General features: G+C 62.3%; 10 protein-coding genes. 4 read left to right on the forward strand and 6 right to left on the reverse strand.

Annotated elements, in window-relative coordinates; genetic code table 11:
* Positions 1–48: 48 nt before the first annotated feature.
* Positions 49–2,433, forward strand: a complete 2,385-nt coding sequence (locus JMN22_RS10710) for a sensor domain-containing diguanylate cyclase (protein WP_198797592.1) — start codon at positions 49–51, stop codon at positions 2,431–2,433.
* Between the two features lie 129 nt (positions 2,434–2,562).
* On the opposite strand, the gene dacB is transcribed toward JMN22_RS10710, so the two are convergent.
* Entirely contained in the window at positions 2,563–4,029 is a 1,467-nt protein-coding gene (dacB, locus tag JMN22_RS10715; RefSeq protein WP_198797591.1) for a D-alanyl-D-alanine carboxypeptidase/D-alanyl-D-alanine endopeptidase, read from the reverse strand.
* 233 nt (positions 4,030–4,262) lie between these two features.
* Between dacB and JMN22_RS10720 the strand changes: the two genes are divergently transcribed.
* Positions 4,263–4,607 carry a YggL family protein gene (locus tag JMN22_RS10720; RefSeq protein ID WP_039589030.1) on the forward strand — a complete coding sequence of 115 codons (345 nt, stop codon included), beginning with the start codon at positions 4,263–4,265 and terminating at the stop codon, positions 4,605–4,607.
* 165 nt (positions 4,608–4,772) lie between these two features.
* Here JMN22_RS10720 and JMN22_RS10725 read toward each other — a convergent pair whose 3' ends face one another.
* Positions 4,773–5,963, reverse strand: a complete 1,191-nt coding sequence (locus JMN22_RS10725; RefSeq protein ID WP_198797590.1) for a benzoate/H(+) symporter BenE family transporter — start codon at positions 5,961–5,963, stop codon at positions 4,773–4,775.
* 243 nt (positions 5,964–6,206) lie between these two features.
* On the opposite strand from JMN22_RS10725, the gene JMN22_RS10730 reads away from it, so the two are divergent.
* Positions 6,207–6,971, forward strand: a complete 765-nt coding sequence (locus JMN22_RS10730; RefSeq protein WP_030140875.1) for a GntR family transcriptional regulator — start codon at positions 6,207–6,209, stop codon at positions 6,969–6,971.
* 122 nt (positions 6,972–7,093) lie between these two features.
* On the opposite strand, the gene guaD is transcribed toward JMN22_RS10730, so the two are convergent.
* From guaD to xdhA, 4 genes are all read right to left on the reverse strand, one after another.
* Positions 7,094–8,398: a guanine deaminase gene (guaD, locus tag JMN22_RS10735; RefSeq protein ID WP_198797589.1), complete on the reverse strand. Its 1,305-nt coding sequence runs from the start codon at positions 8,396–8,398 to the stop codon at positions 7,094–7,096.
* Positions 8,399–8,419: 21 nt separating this feature from the next.
* Positions 8,420–9,256, reverse strand: a complete 837-nt coding sequence (gene xdhC / locus JMN22_RS10740; RefSeq protein ID WP_198797588.1) for a xanthine dehydrogenase accessory protein XdhC — start codon at positions 9,254–9,256, stop codon at positions 8,420–8,422.
* A 114-nt stretch (positions 9,257–9,370) separates the two neighbouring features.
* Positions 9,371–11,770, reverse strand: a complete 2,400-nt coding sequence (gene xdhB, locus JMN22_RS10745; RefSeq protein ID WP_198797587.1) for a xanthine dehydrogenase molybdopterin binding subunit — start codon at positions 11,768–11,770, stop codon at positions 9,371–9,373.
* Positions 11,763–13,217 carry a xanthine dehydrogenase small subunit gene (xdhA, locus tag JMN22_RS10750; protein ID WP_198797586.1) on the reverse strand — a complete coding sequence of 485 codons (1,455 nt, stop codon included), beginning with the start codon at positions 13,215–13,217 and terminating at the stop codon, positions 11,763–11,765. Before xdhA ends, xdhB begins: the two co-directional genes overlap by 8 nt.
* Before the next feature lie 369 nt (positions 13,218–13,586).
* Here xdhA and JMN22_RS10755 point away from each other — a divergent pair, with 369 nt between their 5' ends.
* On the forward strand, positions 13,587–14,246 hold the full coding sequence (locus JMN22_RS10755) for a GntR family transcriptional regulator (RefSeq protein ID WP_198797585.1): 660 nt from the start codon (positions 13,587–13,589) through the stop codon (positions 14,244–14,246).
* Positions 14,247–14,248 lie beyond the last annotated feature (2 nt).

Consider the following 14,248-nt stretch of genomic DNA (forward strand, 5'->3'; position numbering starts at 1 on the left):
CTGTGGCCGGGGCCGTTCAAATGCCTGGTCCTTTTCTGAGTTATGGGTATGGCATTACATCCGGTGCGTCCCAGGATCCTGGGTTTTATCAGCGAAGATGTTTCAGCGTGGCTGGTGGCTTCTTTGGTCCTGGCGGCGGGGGCTTTGCTGACCGGCTTGTTGGCCTGGGGCACGCTGAATCTGTTCAATCAGCAACTGCGCCAACGTTTCGCGCTGCAAGTCGACGAGCGCTACAGCCGCATCGAAGAGCGCTTTCAGGACCAGGTCCAACGCCTCGACAGCCTGAGGCGTTTCTTCGCCAACTCCGATGGGGTTTCCAACACCGAATTCCATGGCTACACCGAAGCCATGCTGCGCCATACCCGGGCCTTCGCCTGGGCGCCCCGGGTGCTTCGGGACGAGCGGCAGGCATTCGAGCACCAGGCGCGCGCCGAAGTCTCCGGTACGTTTACCATTCGTGAGCCGGACGAGGCGGGCCTGCTGCGAGAGGCCCCCGAGCGGGACGAATACGTACCGGTGCTGTACGTCCAGGGCCAGCCCTCCTATGGCGCACCGCTGGGCCTGGATCTGCTTTACCAACCCACGCGCCGCGCCACGCTGGAACGGGCCCGCGAACGTAACGCCATGACAGTGTCCAAGCCCCTGGACCTGGTCGGCGTCGATCCGATCTTTTCCAGGGGAATCATGCTGGCCGCGCCAGTGGTGCGGCATTCCGGAAGTGAACTGTTGGGTTTCGTCGTGGCTGCGGTCAGCATGCGCCAACTGATGTCTGATGGCCTGCCGGATTCCGGTCATGACAACTTGTCGATGCGGGTGCTGGACCTGTCCAGCGACGATCATCAAGAAGTGCTGTACGAGAGCCCTGACCGCCCGGGCAAAAGCGAGTTGTCGGCGACCCGGCTGTTGCGCCTGGCCGATCGTGACTTCCGGGTTGAGCTGCGACCCAGCCACTTGTTCCTGTCGAGCAATCATTCCAGCGTGATGAGCCTGACGGTGCTGGGCGGGTTACTCAGCCTGATGCTCAGTGTCTTGTTCTACACGCTGGTCAGCCAGCGGCAACGGGCCCTGGCGCTGGTGGAGCAACGGACCCAGGAACTGCGGGCCCGGGAAACGGAATTGCGCGGGACCCATGGCCAGTTGAGGGGCGTGCTCGACGCCGCGACACAGGTTGCGATCATTGCCACTGATTTGCGCGGTGTCATCACCACTTTCAATGCCGGTGCCGAGCAGATGCTCGGTTATCGGAGCTGCGATGTCTTGCAGAGCATGACCCTGGAAAGCCTCCATGTCCCGCGCGAGCTGCAGGAGCGGGCAGCCCAGCTCGCCGCTCGCTTTGGCAAACCGATCCCCACCTGCCACGCCATGTTGCTGGAAGGCGGCGAGCAGGGTGGCCAGCAGGCGCGGGAGTGGACGCTCGTACGCCGCGACGGCAGCTATCTGACGGTGAACATGCTGGCGACTCCGGTGCTGGACGACCAGGGGCTTTGGGTCGGGCACCTGGCGATCTGCATCGACGTCACCGAGCGCAAGCGCGTCCACGAAGCATTGGCCGCCAGGGATCTGTTGTTGAAGAAACTCAGCGCCCATGTGCCCGGCGGTATCTATCAGTTCAAGATGGATTTCAACGGCAGCTTCAGCGTGATCTACGCCAGCGATGGCATCCGGGATATCTACGAACTGGAGCCGGACGTCCTGGTGCGGCACGCCGAAGCGATTTTTTCCCGCATTCATCCATTGGACAGCGCGCGGGTTCGGGCATCGATCCGCACCTCGGCCGACACGCTGAGCCCCTGGCGCGAAGAGTATCGGGTGCAACTGCCACTGCGCGGCCTGCGCTGGGTCCGCGGCGAGGCGACGCCTGAGCAACTGCCGGGTGGCGGGGTGTTGTGGCACGGTTATATCTCGGACATTTCCGACCTTAAGCGCGTGGAAGAAGAGCTGCGGGCGTTGTCGGTGACCGACGCCCTGACCGGCATTCGCAACCGGCGTTATTTTCAGGAGCGGCTGACCTCGGAGTTGGCCCGGGTCGAGCGCGGCTCCGGGGAAATGGCGGTCATCATGCTCGACATTGATCATTTCAAACGCATCAACGATCAATATGGGCACGCGACGGGCGACCGAGTCTTGCAAGCGGTCTGCGAGCGCATCACCCAGCGACTGCGACGCACCGATGTGTTCTGCCGGCTCGGCGGGGAAGAGTTCGTGGTGCTGTGCCCTGACACCGACGGCGAAAGCGCCTACACGCTGGCCGTGGGATTGTGGGACGGCCTGCGCGGGGCGCCGATCGAGGAGGTGGGGGTCATCACTGCGAGTTTTGGCGTCGCCAGCCTCCGTCCCGGCGAAGGCGCCGATGCGCTGCTGCTACGAGCTGACTCGGGGGTCTATGCGGCCAAGCAGGCCGGGCGCGATCGGGTCGAGGCGCCGTTGGAATAGTGCCTTTTACGCTAACCACTGTGGGAGCGAGCCTGCTCGCGAAAGCGGTATTTCATTCAGCATCGATGTGTGCTGACCTACCGAATCGCGAGCAAGCTCGCTCCCACACTTGATCTCTGTCGTCCCGGCTCAGAGCACCGAAGCCGCCTGCGGGAGCTTCGGCTGGCGATACAGGTCAAGCAATACCTGGTCCAGCACCGAAGAAGCGCCCCATGGCTTCGGATCGTTGAGGATCGCCACGACCGCCCAGGTGTTGCCGTTGATGTCGCGGCTGAAGCCGGCAATGGCCCGGACGGTGTTCAGCGTGCCGGTCTTGATGTGGGCTTCGCCAGCCATGGCGGTGGTCTTGAGGCGCTTGCGCATGGTGCCGTCGGTTCCGGCGATGGGCATCGAGCTGATGTATTCCGCCGCATACGGACTGTGCCATGCCGCCTGCAGCATCGCCGCCATTTCCCGGGCGCTGACCCGTTCGGCGCGGGACAGGCCAGAACCGTTCTCCATCACCAGGTGCGGCGCGGTAATGCCTTTCTTGGCCAGCCACTGGCGTACCACCCGCTGCGCAGCCTTGGCGTCGTCGCCGTCGGCCTCGTTGCGAAACTGCGCGCCCAGGCTCAGGAACAGTTGCTGGGCCATGGTGTTGTTACTGTATTTGTTGATGTCGCGGATGATCTCCGCCAGGTCTGGCGAGAAGGCCCGGGCGAGTAATTTGGCGTTGCCCGGGGTCGCGGCCAGGCGATCGTTGCCCTGGATGCTGCCGCCCAGCTCCTTCCAGATCGCCCGCACGGCGCCAGCGGTATAGGTGGCGTGATCGAGCAATGACAGGTAGGTCTGGGAGCTGCATCCATCGCCGAGTTGGCCACTGACGGTGACGGTCATGCTGCCATCGGCGTTCGCCACCGGGTTGTAGCGAACGCCGCCGGCGCACTGCTTGCCATTGGCGGCCTTGACCACGTTTTCGATGCGGATGCTGGCAATCGGCGGCTCGACCGATACCAGCACCCGGCCGCCGTCGTTGCGGGCGACGAAGCGCAGGGCCTTGAGGTTGACCAACAGCGAGTCGGGCTTGACCAGGAAGGGTTTGTTCTCGTCGTTGCCGTCGTCGTTGAACTCGGGCAATTGTGGCTGGATGAAAAAACTCCGATCCAGCACCAGGTCGCCGGTCACCTGCTGCACGCCGTTGGCCCGCAGGTCGCGCATCAACAGCCAGAGTTTTTCCATGTTCAGCTTGGGATCGCCGCCGCCCTTGAGGTACAGGTTGCCGTTGAGGATGCCACCGCTGAGGGTCCCGTCGGTGTAGAACTCGGTTTTCCACTGGTGGTTCGGCCCGAGCATCTCCAAAGCAGCGTAGGTCGTGACCAATTTCATGGTGGACGCCGGGTTCACGGAGACATCGGCGTTGTACAGCGTCGGGGTGCCAGGGCCATCGAGCGGCACCATGACCAGGGACAGGGCGTTGTCTTGCAGCTTGCTGTTCTTGAGGGCCTTTTGCACATTCGGCGACAGGGCGGTGTTGATGGTGGCGGCGCTGGTGGTGACAGGAAGGGCCAGGGGAAGAAGAAGGCTGGCCAGGAGCAATGGACGCAAAGATTTGATCATGTGAAGTAAAACCCTGCAGGCGAGGGGGAAAAAGACGAGGACATGAAAATGAACGCCCTCAACGGTCATGAAAGTTCGGCATTATGCCCCAAGGCGCAACGGCTTGTGCCGTGCCCAAGCCCGTCGAAGCGGTATTTTTTTACCGGCGGTAACGCGATATGCCTGATGAGTCGGGCAAACGATGCACCAAACTGGTAAAGTGCCGGCCGTTATTACTTATGAGGATTGTTCCAATGGCGACTAACCGTTCCCAGCGTCTGCGCAAAAAGCTGTGCGTGGATGAATTTCAAGAGCTGGGTTTCGAACTGAACCTGGATTTCAAAGAAGATCTGGCCGATGAGGCTATTGACGCTTTCCTCGACGCTTTCCTGAAAGAAGCCATGGAAGCCAACGGCCTGGGTTATGTCGGCGGTGACGACTACGGCCTGGTTTGCCTGCAGAAGCGTGGCTCGGTGACCGAAGAGCAGCGCGCTGCCGTTGAAGCCTGGCTCAAGGCCCGTCCTGAGCTGACCAGCGTTGAAGTCAGCCCGTTGCTGGACGTGTGGTACCCGGAAAAGCCGATCAACCCGAAGGCTTGATGGTGTAAAAAAAACCGGCGACCTTTACAGGTGCCGGTTTTTTTGTGCCTGCCATTTGTGCGGCGCTTGCCAGGCCGCCTTCGCGAGCAAGCCCGCTCCCACAGAGGTGATATGAACGACACATATCCACTGTGGGAGCGGGCTTGCCCGCGAAGCTTTTAAGTTTCAGGCGTTGCGCCAGTTCAGGATCAGCAACGTCAACACCCCCGCCACAATCCCCCAGAACGCCGAACCGATGGAAAACAGCGTCAGCCCCGACGCCGTGACCATGAAAGTGACCAGTGCCGCCTCCCGTTCCTTCACTTCGCTCATGGCGATGCTCAGCCCATTGATGATCGATCCGAACAGCGCCAGGGCCGCGATGGACAGCACCAGTTCCTTGGGCAATGCCGCGAACAGCGCCGCCAGCGTTGCGCCGAACACTCCGGCAATCCCATAGAAAATCCCGCACCACACGGCGGCCGTGTAGCGCTTGTTGCGATCTTCATGGGCGTGCGGCCCGGTGCAGATCGCTGCGCTGATCGCCGCCAGGTTGATCCCGTGGGAGCCGAACGGCGCCAGCAGCAGCGAGGCGACGCCGGTGCTGGTGATCAACGGCGACGCCGGTACGTTGTAGCCATCGGCGCGCAGCACGGCAATGCCAGGCATGTTCTGCGAGGTCATCGCCACCACGAACAGCGGGATGCCGATGCTGATGGTGGCCGCCAGGGAAAAGTGCGGCGTGGTCCAGACCGGTGTCGCGACTTCCAGGGCGAAACCGCTGAAATCCAAAAGTCCCAACAGGCCCGACAGCGCGGTGCCGACCAGCAGCGCCGCCAGCACCGCGTAACGCGGCGAGAGGCGCTTGACGATCAGGTAGGTGAAGAACATGCCCAGCACCAGGCCGGTGCGGTGCTGGGTGGCGACAAAGATTTCGCTGCCGATCTTGAACAGGATGCCTGCCAGCAACGCCGCCGCCAGCGAGGCCGGAATGCGCTTGACCAGGCGCTCGAAACTGCCGGTCAGGCCGCAGATCGTCACCAACGCCGCGCACGTTATATAGGCGCCGATGGCCTCGCCATAACTCACGCCGCCCAGGCTGGTGATCAGCAACGCCGCGCCGGGAGTCGACCAGGCAATGGTAATCGGCGTGCGGTAGCGCAGCGAAAGGCCGATGGAGCACACGGCCATGCCGATGGAAATCGCCCAGATCCACGAGGAAATCTGCCCGCTGGTCAGGCCCGCCGCTTGCCCAGCCTGGAACATCAGCACCAGGGAACTGGTGTAGCCCGTCATCATGGCGATGAAGCCGGCGACGATGGCCGAGGGCGATGTATCGGCCAAGGGACGAAGTGGCGCGGTCGTGACTTCGGTCATGGTGGGCGGTGTTCCTTGTTGTAGATTGGCTGGCCTTGATGGGCCACGGGTTTCGTGGTTTAAGCCTAAACTCAACACCGTGGTCGATTGCAATACAGCCATGTCCGCAAAGAGCCGTACAGTCGTGTTGCCATCAGAGGTTGTGTACAATCGCCGTGTTTTTTACGCGATACTTGCCAGCGACCCGCTGTGCCGTATTACAGTCACGGTTAAATCGCCGCAGTTCTCCCGACTCGAGTGCCCATGAACGAACAGTTGCAGCCCCTCAAGAAACAACCGCGAGCAGGCAAAGCCGGCCGCAGCGGAACCCAGGACGATATTGTCTATGCGCACATTTTCGAGGCCATCCTCGAGCAGCGCCTGGCGCCCGGTACCAAATTGAGCGAAGAGGCACTTGGGGAGATTTTCGGGGTGAGCCGCACCATCATTCGCCGTGCGCTGTCACGCCTGGCCCATGAAGGCGTGGTGCTGTTGCGGCCCAATCGCGGCGCGGTCGTCGCCAGCCCGAGTGTCGAAGAGGCACGCCAGGTGTTCTTCGCCCGGCGCATGGTGGAGAAGGCGATCACGGAACTGGCGGTCCAGCACGCCACCGCCGAGCAGCTTGCCGAGCTGCGGCAGATGGTCAGCGACGAGCGCGACAGTTTCTCCCGCGGCGATCGTGGTGCCGGCATCCGCTTGTCGGGCGAGTTCCACTTGAAGCTGGCCGAGGCGGCGAAGAATGCCCCGCTGATCAGCTTCCAGCGCAGCCTGGTATCCCAGACTTCGTTGATCATCGCCCAGTATGAAAGCGGCAACCGATCCCACTGTTCCTATGACGAACACACCCAACTGATCGACGCCATCGAGGCCCGCGACGCCAAGCTGGCGGTGGACCTGATGATGCACCACATGGACCACATCGACAGCAAGCTCAACCTCGACGAGGAAAGCGCGTCGGATGACTTGCACGCGGTGTTCTCGCATCTGTTGCAGAGCAAGAAGCCGGGGCGTACGCCTGCCAAGCTCTGAGGGTTGAATCAGTCATACCGCCAATCGCGAGCAAGCTCGCTCCCACAGGGTTAGTGTGAACAACACATATCCCCTGTGGGAGCGAGCTTGCTTGCGATGGCGATCCAACATGCGCTGAAGTTTTATCGCTGGTGAACCAACCTCCCAGCCGCATAAGTCTGCGCGACCGTCCGGTCATCCCCCAGCGTCATCAACACGAACAACCGCTCGGCAATGTCCTTGGCCTGCTTGAGGCGATAGCTCAACAGCGGCGTCGCGTTGTAGTCCAGCACCAGGAAATCCGCATCGGTTCCTGGCTGCAACGTCCCGATCTTTTCCTCCAGGCGCAAGGCCCGGGCGCCGCCGAGGGTGGCCAGGTACAGCGACTTGAACGGACTCAGCCGCGCGCCTTGCAACTGCATGACCTTGTAGGCTTCGTTCAAGGTGTGCAGCAGCGAAAAACTGGTGCCACCGCCCACGTCCGTGCCCAACCCTACGTTCACCTTGTGCTTCTCCGCCATCGGCAGGTTGAACAGCCCGCTGCCCAGGAACAGGTTCGAGGTCGGGCAGAAGGCAATGGCCGAACCGGTCTGCGCCAGGCGCGCGCACTCGTCGTCGCACAGGTGCACGCCGTGGGCGAACACCGAGCGTTCGCCGAGCAGTTGGTAGTGGTCGTAGACGTCCAGGTAACCCTTGCGCTCCGGGAACAGCTCCTTGACCCATTGCACTTCCTGCAGGTTTTCACTGATGTGGGTCTGCATGTACAGGTCCGGGTATTCGCTGAGCAATTGGCCGGCCAGGGTCAGTTGTTCCGGGGTGCTGGTCGGTGCGAAGCGCGGGGTCACGGCGTAGTGCAGGCGGCCCTTGCCGTGCCAGCGCTCGATCAGCGCCTTGCTCTCGGTGTAGCTGGATTCGGCGGTGTCGACCAGATAGTCGGGGGCGTTGCGATCCATCATCACTTTGCCGGCGATCATCCGCAGGTCGAGTTTCTCGGCCACTTCAAAAAACGCGTTCACCGATTGCGGGTGCACGCTGCCGAACACCAGGGCGGTGGTGGTGCCGTTGCGCAGCAGTTCCTTGATGAAAATATCCGCCACTGTCTCGGCATGGGCCTTGTCGGCGAATTGGCTTTCGCAAGGGAAGGTGTAGGTGTTGAGCCAATCCAGCAGTTGCTCTCCATACGCGCCGACCATGCCGGTTTGCGGCAGATGGATGTGGGTGTCGATGAAGCCCGGGGTGATCAGCGCGTCCTGGTAATGCGTGATCTCGATGTCCGCCGCCAGGGTCGGCAGCAGGTCGCTGGCGTGGCCGATGGCACTGATCTGGCCGTTTTCCACCACCAGCAGGCCGTCTTCGAAATACTCATGGGACGCCTCGATGCCCACCTCGGCCGGGTCGGCGAGGCTGTGGAGCAGGGCGGCGCGGTAGGCTTTGCGTGTCAGGGGCATGGTTTGTCTCGTTAAAAAAGATTAACGCTGGCTGCGGCGCGAAACCGGCAGCAACTTGGCAATCGGTTCGGCGCGTGAGGTGTGCTGGCCGAAATCCGCGTTATAGGTGGCGATGATTTCGCCGGCGATGGAGATGGCGATTTCAACAGGCAACTTGCCTTTGATTTCGCCGATGCCCATCGGGCAACGCATGCGTTGCAGGGTGCCGCTGTCGAAGCCGCGATCCCGCAGGCGGTGTTCGAACTTGACCCGCTTGGTCTTCGAACCGATCAGCCCGAAGTAGGCAAAGTCGTTGCGCTTGAGGATCGCGGCGCTCAGTTCCAGGTCGAGCTGGTGATTGTGGGTCATGACGATGCAGTAGCTGCCGGGGGGCAACTCGTCGACTTCATCCAGCGGGTCTTCGGTGACGATTTTGCGCACGCCTTGGGGCAGGTGTTCGGGAAACTCGGCTTCCCGCGAGTCGATCCAGCGCACCCGGCACGGCAGGCTCGCCAGCAACGGCACCAGGGCGCGGCCGACGTGGCCGGCGCCGAACACGGCGATCTGCGCCTGGACCTGGCCCATGGGTTCGAACAACAGCACGGTCACGCCGCCGCAGCATTGGCCCAGGCTGGCGCCGAGGCTGAAGCGCTCCAGATGGGTGTTCTGCTGGCCGTTGACGAGCATCCGCCGAGCGATCTCCATAGCCTTGTATTCCAAGTGTCCGCCACCAATGGTGTCGAACGCCTGGCTGGCGCTGACGACCATCTTCGAGCCGGCGTTGCGCGGCGTGGAGCCGAGCTCCTCGATGATTGTCACGAGCACGCAGGATTCACCGCGGGTCTGCAGGTCGGCGAGGGCGCTGATCCAGTTGTACATATTCACCTCGACATCTCTCTTGTCTGTCCGGCCGCTTTCGCGAGCAAGCTCGCTCCCACATTGGATTGCGGTCCCCTGTGGGAGCGAGCTTGCTCGCGATAGCAGCGCCGCGGTCTAAAGCGAAGCCAACTCGGTTTCAGCTTCCCCTACCTGCACCACCCTCAACCCGCGCATCTGCTCACACCCCCACAACACCCGCTCCGGCGTCGCCGGCGCGTCGATCTTCGGTTGATGCTGGTAATCCCCGAGGCTCGCCACGGCGTCCTTGATGGCGCACCACGCGGCGATGCCGAGCATGAACGGCGGCTCGCCGACGGCCTTGGAGTGGAATACCGTGTCTTCGGGGTTCTTGCGGTTTTCCACCAACTTGACCCGCAAATCCAAAGGCATGTCAGCGACGGCGGGGATCTTGTAGCTGGCCGGGCCGTTGGTCATCAGCTTGCCCTTGTCGTTCCACACCAGCTCTTCCATGGTCAGCCAGCCCATGCCCTGGATGAAACCGCCCTCGACCTGGCCGATGTCGATGGCCGGGTTCAGCGAGGCGCCGACGTCGTGGAGGATGTCGGTGCGCAGCATCTTGTACTCGCCGGTGAGGGTGTCGACGATCACTTCGGCACACGCCGCGCCGTAGGCGTAGTAATAGAACGGCCGACCACGGGCCTGGCTGCGGTCGTAGTAGATTTTCGGGGTCTTGTAGAAGCCGGTGCTCGACAGCGAGACCTGGGCGAAATACGCCTGTTGCACCAGCGCCTCGAAGGTCAGGATGTGATCGCGCACCCGCACGTGGCCGTTGTGGAATTCCACGTCTTCTTCACTGACCTTGTACTGCCGCGCGGCGAATTCCACCAGGCGCCGCTTGATGGTTTCGGCGGCATTCTGCGCAGCCTTGCCGTTCAGGTCGGCACCGCTCGAGGCCGCGGTCGGCGAGGTGTTCGGCACCTTGTCGGTGTTGGTCGCGGTGATCTGCACACGGTCCATTTCCACCTGGAACACCTCGGCCACTACCTGTGCGACCTTGGTGTTCAAGCCCTGGCCCATTTCCGTGCCGCCATGGTTGAGGTGGATGCTGCCGTCGGTGTACACGTGGATCAACGCGCCGGCCTGGTTGAGGAAGCTGGCGGTGAACGAAATGCCGAACTTCACCGGCGTCAGCGCCAGGCCTTTCTTCAGGATCGGGCTGTTGGCGTTGTAGCGGCGGATCGCTTCGCGGCGCTCGGCGTATTGGCTGCTTTGTTCAAGCTCGGCGGTCATCTCTTCGAGCATGTTGTGCTCGACGGTCTGGTAGTAATGCGTGACGTTGCGCTCGGTCTTGCCGTAATAGTTGGCCTTGCGCACCGCCAGCGGATCGAGCCCCAGGTGGCGGGCGATGGCGTCCATCACTTCTTCGATGGCGACCATGCCTTGGGGGCCGCCGAAACCCCGGTAGGCGGTGTTTGACGCGGTGTTGGTCTTGCAGCGATGGCCGTTGATGGTCGCGTCGCCCAGATAGTAGGCGTTGTCGGCATGGAACATCGCCCGGTCGACGATCGAGGCCGACAGGTCCGGCGAGCAGCCACAGTTGCCGGCCAATTCAAGAGCGATGCCATGCAGGCGCCCGGTGCTGTCGAAGCCGACGTCATATTCGATGTAGAAGGGGTGGCGCTTGCCGGTCATCAGCATGTCTTCGACCCGGGGCAGGCGCATCTTGGTGGGCTGGCCGGTGAGGTGCGCGATGACCGCGCACAGGCACGCCGGGCTGGCGGCCTGGGTTTCCTTGCCGCCAAAGCCGCCGCCCATGCGGCGCATGTCGACCACGACCTTATTCATCGACACACCGAGCACTTCGGCCACCAGCTTCTGCACTTCGGTGGGGTTCTGGGTCGAGCAGTAGACGATCATGCCGCCGTCTTCAGTCGGCATCACCGAAGAAATCTGGGTTTCCAGGTAAAAGTGCTCCTGGCCGCCGATGTGCAGCGAGCCCTGGATGCGATGCTCGGCACTCGCCAATGCGGTGGTTGAATCACCGCGCTGGTGGGTGTGGCTGTCGAGCACGAAGTGCCGCTTGCGCAGCGCCTCGACCACGTCCAGCACCGGTTCGAGGTCTTCGTATTCGATGATCGCGGCCATGGCCGCCTTGCGTGCGGTCTCAAGGTCCTTGGCCGCGACGGCCAGCACCGGTTGGCCGACGAACTGCACGTCATCGATCGCCAGCAGCGGGTCGCCGGGCAGCAACGGGCCGATGTCCTTCAGGCCGGGAATGTCCTGGTGGGTAATGGCGATGCGCACGCCTTCGAAGGCGTAGCAGGGCGCGGTGTCGATGCGCAGGATTCGCGCGTGGGCGCGGTCCGACAGCCGCGCATAGACGTGCAACTGGTTCGGGAATTCCAGGCGGTCATCGATGTACTGCGCCTCGCCAGACACGTGCTTGGCAGCGCTGTCGTGCTTGACGCTGCGGCCCACGCCGGTCGTCAGGTCGCGGGCGAACAGCTCCGCGAGTTCAGCTTGGCTCTTCTCTACGGCGTGATGATTAGACATAAGCGGTCACCCGAGTCTCGATGTGCGGCGTTTGCAGTTCGATGAAGTATTTGCGCAGCAGGTTGCGGGCGCTGAGCAGGCGGTATTCCTTGCTGGCACGGAAGTCCGAGAGCGGCGTGAAGTCCTCTGCCAGGGCGAGACAGGCGCGTTCGACGGTGCTGTTTTTCCATGGCGCACCGATCAAGACGGCTTCGCAATGCTTGGCGCGCTTGGGTGTGGCGGCCATGCCGCCGAAGGCGACGCGAGCGTCCTGGACTACACCGTTTTCGATGCGCAGATTGAATGCCCCACAGACGGCGGAAATGTCATCGTCCAGCCGTTTGGAAACCTTGTAGGCGCGGAACGCCTGCTCGGCGCTGGCCCGGGGCACGATGATTTTTTCGATGAATTCGCTTTCCTGCCGGGCGGTGACCCGGTAATCGAGAAAATAGTCTTCCAGGGCCAGGGAGCGACGGACCTGGCCTTTGCACAGGATAATCTGCGCGCCGAGGGCGATCAGCAGGGGCGGCGAGTCGCCAATCGGCGAGGCGTTGCCGATGTTACCGCCCAGGGTGCCCTGGTTGCGGATCTGCAACGAGGCGAAGCGCTGGAGCAATTCGCCGAAATCCGGGTATTCGGCTTGCAAGGCTTCGTAGCAATCGGAAAGCGGGGTGGCGGCGCCGATTTCCAGGCGATCGTCGAAACGCTCGATGCGCTTGAGTTCGGCGACGTTGCCGACGTAGATCATCACCGGCAGGGTGCGATGAAATTGCGTGACTTCCAGGGCCAGGTCGGTGCCGCCGGCCAGCAGCCGCGCTTGCGGATAGGCGTCGTAGAGATCGGCCAGGTCCGCCACGGTCAGCGGCACCAAGCAGCGCTTGTCGCCGCTGTTGAGTTCGCCGGTTTCGGTCGGCGCGATGGCTTTCAGGCGGGCAATGGTCTCGGCCTCACGGGCGTCGAACTGATCTGGCTGCTTGCTGCAACAGGCCTGCTCGGCGGCCGCCAGGATCGGCCGGTAGCCGGTGCAGCGGCACAGGTTGCCGGCCAGGGCTTCGTGGGCCTTGTGAGCGTCGGCTTGCTCGCTGTTCTTCTGCAGGGCGAACAGCGACATGACGAAGCCCGGCGTGCAGAAACCGCATTGCGAACCGTGGCAATCGACTATCGCCTGCTGGACGCTGTGCAGTTGGCCGTTGTGCTTGAGGTCTTCGACGCTGATCAGTTGCTTGCCGTGCAGGGACGAGACGAACGTCAGGCATGAATTGAGGCTGCGATAGCGAACGCATTCGCGGCCATTCGCATCCGTGTCCAATTCGGCCACCACCACCGTGCACGCACCGCAGTCGCCGCTGGCGCAGCCTTCCTTGGTGCCGGGTTTACCAACGTGTTCGCGCAGATAGTCGAGCACGGTCAGGTTCGGGTCCAGGGCATGCTCGCTACGGAGTTCCTGGTTGAGTAAAAACTGGATCACGGAAGGCCTCGCAGATTCATTATTGTTGTATCGACGTGGGCTGAATTTAGCAGTTCTGACTTTTCGGTCAATGATTTTCTGACTTAAAGGTCAAGAAAATCCATTCGGTCGATGAACAACGATCTATGGACACTGTAGAACCCTGTGGGAGCCGAGCTTGCTCGCGATGGCGGCGATACATTCAGTATGGATGCAAGCTGACAGACCGCTATCGCGAGCAAGCCCGCTCCCACAGGTTTCGCTTCAGGGCAAACTCCTTAACTTTTTTGCTTATATCGTGCCAAAAACCCGGTGCAGGCCCTGCGCCATGACGTATCGAGTGCGCTACACTGCGCCGCTTGTGCAGATCTAAGAGTTTGAAGGACAACCATGACGTTCAAGGCCCCGGACAGCCTCGCCGAGCAAATCGCCCACCATCTCGCCGAGCGCATCATTCGCGGCGAAATGAAGCCGGGAGAGCGCATCCAGGAGCAGAAGGTCACGCTGGCGCTCAATGTCAGCCGTGGTTCGGTCCGTGAGGCCTTGCTGATCCTGGAGCGACGCCATTTGATCGCGATCCTGCCGCGCCGTGGGGCGCATGTCACCGAGTTGACCGAACACAACGTGCGCAGCCTCTGTGCGCTGATGAGCGAGCTGTACATCCTGCTGGGCAACGCCGTGGCCCATGGTTGGAAAGAACAGGCCGACATGGCACCGTTCGTCGCGATCCAGCAGCGCCTCAACGACGCCTACGCGCGCCAGGACATCCGCACCTTCGTCGATGAAAGCTTCAGCGTGATGCGCGCCGCGTATCCCTTTGCCAACAATCCATACCTGCAGGAAACCGTCGAGAACCTGCAGCCGGCCATGAGCCGCGCCTACTTCCTGGCCCTGGAGCAGCGCAAGGCTGAAATGAGCGAATTCCTCGACCTGTTCCAGCGCCTGCTCGGCGCGGTGCTGGCCCGTGATTTGCCACAGATCCGCATCGTGCTGACGGCCTACGCCCAGCGCAGTTGCGATCTGGTGGTTTCAGCCCTGACGAAGGCCTGAAC

It is taken from the genome of Pseudomonas sp. HB05, from assembly GCF_016756915.1.
Taxonomy (GTDB): domain Bacteria; phylum Pseudomonadota; class Gammaproteobacteria; order Pseudomonadales; family Pseudomonadaceae; genus Aquipseudomonas; species Aquipseudomonas alvandae.

Excerpts from the sequence above, each read along its gene's own strand:
- JMN22_RS10710 (WP_198797592.1), top strand. The coding sequence starts at position 49 with ATGGCATTACATCCGGTGCGTCCCAGGATCCTGGGTTTTATCAGCGAA.
- dacB (WP_198797591.1), bottom strand. The coding sequence starts at position 4,029 with ATGATCAAATCTTTGCGTCCATTGCTCCTGGCCAGCCTTCTTCTTCCC.
- JMN22_RS10720 (WP_039589030.1), top strand. The coding sequence starts at position 4,263 with ATGGCGACTAACCGTTCCCAGCGTCTGCGCAAAAAGCTGTGCGTGGAT.
- JMN22_RS10725 (WP_198797590.1), bottom strand. The coding sequence starts at position 5,963 with ATGACCGAAGTCACGACCGCGCCACTTCGTCCCTTGGCCGATACATCG.
- JMN22_RS10730 (WP_030140875.1), top strand. The coding sequence starts at position 6,207 with ATGAACGAACAGTTGCAGCCCCTCAAGAAACAACCGCGAGCAGGCAAA.
- guaD (WP_198797589.1), bottom strand. The coding sequence starts at position 8,398 with ATGCCCCTGACACGCAAAGCCTACCGCGCCGCCCTGCTCCACAGCCTC.
- xdhC (WP_198797588.1), bottom strand. The coding sequence starts at position 9,256 with ATGTACAACTGGATCAGCGCCCTCGCCGACCTGCAGACCCGCGGTGAA.
- xdhB (WP_198797587.1), bottom strand. The coding sequence starts at position 11,770 with ATGTCTAATCATCACGCCGTAGAGAAGAGCCAAGCTGAACTCGCGGAG.
- JMN22_RS10755 (WP_198797585.1), top strand. The coding sequence starts at position 13,587 with ATGACGTTCAAGGCCCCGGACAGCCTCGCCGAGCAAATCGCCCACCAT.